Genomic DNA, 4,326 nt, shown 5'->3' with positions numbered 1-4,326 from the left:
GAACATCAGGGGTGGGTGGGCGGGCGATTAAAAGCTCGCGGCTGGCGCCGCTCCTACAGCAAACCCAACGCGCGTCGCCCCCTGTAGGAGCGGCGCGAGCCGCGAGGGTTTGAAGGCGACGGGGTTCGGTGGGCGGTCGATTAAAAGCTCGCGGCTGGCGCCGCTCCTACGGCAAACCCAACGCGCGTTGCGAGGGGGCGTTGGGGCTGGCTTTAACAGGCACTTCATATCACGCAGGGACACTGCCGGGTGTCATTCCCTGTCCATTCGAGGTCCCTCATGAATCACGCCGTCATCCCGGCCGTTGCCGTCCTCGCGGGCGCGCTTGCGCTTGCAGGTTGCATCAGCGATTCGGATACACCCAAGCCCGACTTCCCGCTCGCAATCCTGCACATCAACGACCACCACTCCAATCTCGACGAAGCCAGCGCCACGCTGCGCCTGGCCACCGACGCCAGCGGCACGCGCAGTAACGTCAGCGTCGGCATGGGCGGTTTTCCGCGCGTGGTGACGGCGATCGACGAGCTGGCCACGCGCCACGGCAATGTCCTCAAGCTGCACGCGGGTGATGCCATTACCGGCACGCTCTACTACACCCTCACCGAAGGCAAGTCCGATGCCGACCTGATGAACGAGGTGTGCTTCGACGCCATGGCAGTGGGCAACCACGAATTCGACGCGGGTGATGCCGGTCTGCGCAGCTTCATCGACGACCTGTGGGCGAGCCCCACCTGCCGCACGCCGCTGCTGTCGGCCAACCTGTCGCTGCGCGCGGGCTCGCCGATCGGCAGCGACGGCGTACGCCCCGCCGTGGTGATCGAGCGTGGCGGCGAGCGCATCGGCATCATCGGCCTCACCATCGCCGACAAGACCCAGAACGCATCGCGCCCCGACCCCGGCACCCGCCTGCTCGACGAACGCGAGGCCGCCCAGCGCGAGATCGACCGCCTGCACGCGCAAGGCATCGACAAGATCGTGCTGCTCACCCACATGGGCTATGCACAGGACCAGGCCCTGGCTGCGCAGCTGTCGGGCGTCGACGTCATCGTCGGCGGCGACTCGCACAGCCTGCTCGGCGACGACAGCCTGCGCAACTACGGCCTGTCGCCGGTCGGCGCCTACCCCACGGTCGCTGCCGACAAGGACGGCAACACCGTCTGCATCGCCCAGGCCTGGCAGTACAGCGCCGTCGTCGGCGAGCTGGAGGTCGTCTTCGACGGCCGCGGCAAGGTCAAGTCCTGCGGCGGCCAGCCCCATGTCCTCATCGGCAGCACGCTGGGCACGCTCAGCGGCGACGCCCTCACCTTCGCCCAGGCCGACCTCGCCCGCCAGCCCGCGCTGCGCGTCACCGCGCCCAACGCCCAGGCTGCCAGCGTGCTCGCCGACTACACCCGCCAGGTGACCGACTTCGGCGCCGAGCCCGTCGCCAACGCGCAAACCAACCTCTGCCTGCGCCGCGTGCCCGGCACCGCCCGCGACGGCTCGCGCTCGCGCCTCGCCGGCTGCAACGACGACCCCCATGTCATCGCCCACGGCGGCGACGTCCAGCAACTCGTCGCCGAAGCCTTCCTGCGCCAGGGCCAGCGCTTTGGCGGCGCCGACATTTCGCTGCAGAACGGCGGTGGCGTGCGCGTCGACCTCGCCATGGGCACGGTCACGGTGGGCAACATCTACACCGTGCTGCCGTTCAAGAACACGCTGGTCGCACTCGACATGAGCGGCGCCGAGATCCGCGCCGCGCTCGAAGACGCCATGCAGAGCGTGGTCGCCGGCAACACCGGCTCCTACCCCTACGCCGGCGCGCTGCGCTGGCAGGTCGACCTGCGCCAGCCGCGCGGCGGCCGCATCAGCGCCCTGGAGCACCGCAACGCTGGCGGCAGCTGGGTCGCGCTCGACGACAGCGCCCGCTACCGGGTGATCACCAACGACTTCATCGCCGACGGCCAGGACGGCTACACCACGCTGGGCACCATCAGCGGCGAGCGTCGCACCGACACCTTCCTCGCCTACGCCGACGCCTTCCTGCGCTACGCGCTGGACAACCCCGTGCTCGCCCGCCCGGCCACGGCAGACTTCAGCACCCAGGTGTTCATCGACACCCCCTGAGCGCAGGCCTCGCTCAGCCCGCAGCACCGCATGGGGCCGGACCTCGACCACGGGGCCGGCCCCATGCCGTACGCCCGCACGCCTGCACTCCCCCCACGCTTGCTGCTAAGGAATTTCCCTTATATCGCTAAAGATGGCACTTCTGCAGACGATAAATTGGAGCATCATCCACCTGCTGCGCGTTCAACTTCGGCACCCAGGGGCACCCAGCGCGCGGGACCAACCTGACAGCATTCCGGAGCCATCATGCGTTCGATCAAGTTCATGATTGTGGGCCTGCTGCTGACGGTGATCGCGCTCACCGCAGCGGTACTCTCCACGGCCTCCTTCTTCCAGCTGCGCGGCCAACTCGTCGGAGCCATGGAAGAATCCACCCGGCTCGCGGCAAACAGCTACGCCGGGCGGATCGCCGAATGGGTGGACACCCGCCGGCGCATGATCGAAGCGCTCGTCCCCATTGCCGTCGACCCCGACGCCCTCACCTTCTTCCAGCGTGCCGCCGAAGGCCTCGCGCTGGACCTGGTCTATGCGGGCTACCCCGACAAGCGCACGGTGTTCTCGACGCCGCAGAACCTGCCGCCCACCTACGACCCCACCGCACGGCCCTGGTACCAGGGCGCCGTCGCCAAGGGCGGCACCATCCTCACCGCCCCCTACGCCGACGCCTCCACCGGCGACCTCATCATCAGCTTTGCCACACCCGTGCGCAGCGGCAGCAGCGTCGCCGCCGTCGTCGCCGCCGACGTCTCCATCCGCAACGTGGTCGACAACGTCCTCTCGGTGCGGCTGCAGGGCGGCTACGCCATGCTCGTGGCGCACGACGGCACCATCATCGCCCACCCCGACGCCAAGCTCGCGCTCAAGAACATCAGCGAGGTCTCGTCCGCACTCGCCGCCAACACCGCACGCCTGGCGAGCGCGCCGGCCGCTCCCATCGAAGCCGCCGTGGGCGGCCAGGACAGCTATGTCACCTGGCAACCGGTCAGCGGCACCGACTGGTCGCTCGTCCTCGTCATCGACCGCGCCGTGGTCGCCGAACCGCTCGGCGCGCTGCTGGCCAAGAGCGTGGGCATCGTCATCGCCGTCGCCCTCGTTCTCGGCGGCATCGCCATCGTGGTGCTGCAGCGCATCCTCGGCGGCCTGTCCAAGATCCGCGACGCCATGCGCTCGATCGCCGGTGGCGGCGGCGATCTCACCCGGCGCATCTCGGTCGACGGCAACAACGAAGTCGGCGAAACCGCCTCCGCCTTCAATGAATTCATGACCGGCCTGCGCACCACCTTCAATGCCCTGAACGCCGACGCCACCCGCCTCGTCGCCGGCGTCAAGGAGCTCAACGACCGCGTCGACAGCGTCGCCAAGGAGTCGGAAGGCCTCTCCGACATCTCCGCCAGCAACGCCGCCACCGTCGAAGAGATCACCGTCAGCATCGCCCACATCGCCGACAACACCGCCGACGCCGAAAAGCTCGCCGCCGAAACCGGCAAGCTCACCCAGCAAACGGTGGGCCAGGTCATGGCCATCGCAGGCGAAATCGCCACCTCGGCCGGCCAGGTCAAGGACATGGCCGGCGTACTCGAAGGCCTGGCGCGGCGCTCGACCGAGATCGAAGGCATCGTCAACGTCATCCGCGAGATCGCCGACCAGACCAACCTGCTCGCACTCAACGCCGCCATCGAAGCCGCCCGCGCCGGCGAGCAGGGGCGCGGCTTTGCCGTGGTCGCCGACGAAGTGCGCAAGCTCGCCGACCGCACCGGCATCGCCACGCTCGAGATCTCGCAGAAGCTGGGCATCATCCGCAACGAGACCGACGGCGCGGTTCAGCGCATGCACAACACCGTCAGCTCGGTCGAGCACAGCGTCGACCGCAGCGAAGAAGCCAGCCGCCTGGTCGAGGAGATCCGCGGCAAGATCGCCAACGTCTCCGAGCGCATGTCCGAAATCGCCCTCACCATCGCCGAACAGCGCAGCGCCACCACCGCCATGGCGCAAAGCACCGAAGGCATCAGCAGCCGCGTCAGCGAAACCGACATCGCCATCCAGGCCATCCGCGAAACCCTGCACCAGCTCTCCGAAACCGCCCAACGCACCGACACCGTCCTCGGCCGCTTCCACACCTGACGCCCCCCAACCGCAGCAACACCCCCGCACGAGCATCGGCGTCCTGTAGGAGCGGCGCCAGCCGCGAGCCTTTCCGGGCGGCTGCGATGGGCCCCGTCG

At 68.7% G+C, this 4,326-nt stretch carries 2 protein-coding genes; both read left to right on the top strand.

The genetic code is table 11. The annotated features are described in order from the left end of the window. The first annotated feature begins 279 nt into the window (after positions 1-279). On the top strand, positions 280-2,106 hold the full coding sequence (locus tag B447_RS21410) for a bifunctional metallophosphatase/5'-nucleotidase (RefSeq protein WP_004249019.1): 1,827 nt from the start codon (positions 280-282) through the stop codon (positions 2,104-2,106). Positions 2,107-2,352: 246 nt separating this feature from the next. Further along, positions 2,353-4,227, top strand: a complete 1,875-nt coding sequence (locus B447_RS21405; RefSeq protein ID WP_004249017.1) for a methyl-accepting chemotaxis protein — start codon at positions 2,353-2,355, stop codon at positions 4,225-4,227. Positions 4,228-4,326 lie beyond the last annotated feature (99 nt).

This window comes from Thauera sp. 27 (assembly GCF_000310125.2).
Lineage (GTDB): Bacteria > Pseudomonadota > Gammaproteobacteria > Burkholderiales > Rhodocyclaceae > Thauera > Thauera mechernichensis.
Note: the sequence above shows the minus strand (reverse complement) of the source record. Positions and strands in the feature narration are given on the sequence as shown.

What these genes read in the sequence shown, in the direction of transcription:
- B447_RS21410 (WP_004249019.1), top strand. Translation starts at nt 280, where the DNA reads ATGAATCACGCCGTCATCCCGGCCGTTGCCGTCCTCGCGGGCGCGCTT.
- B447_RS21405 (WP_004249017.1), top strand. Translation starts at nt 2,353, where the DNA reads ATGCGTTCGATCAAGTTCATGATTGTGGGCCTGCTGCTGACGGTGATC.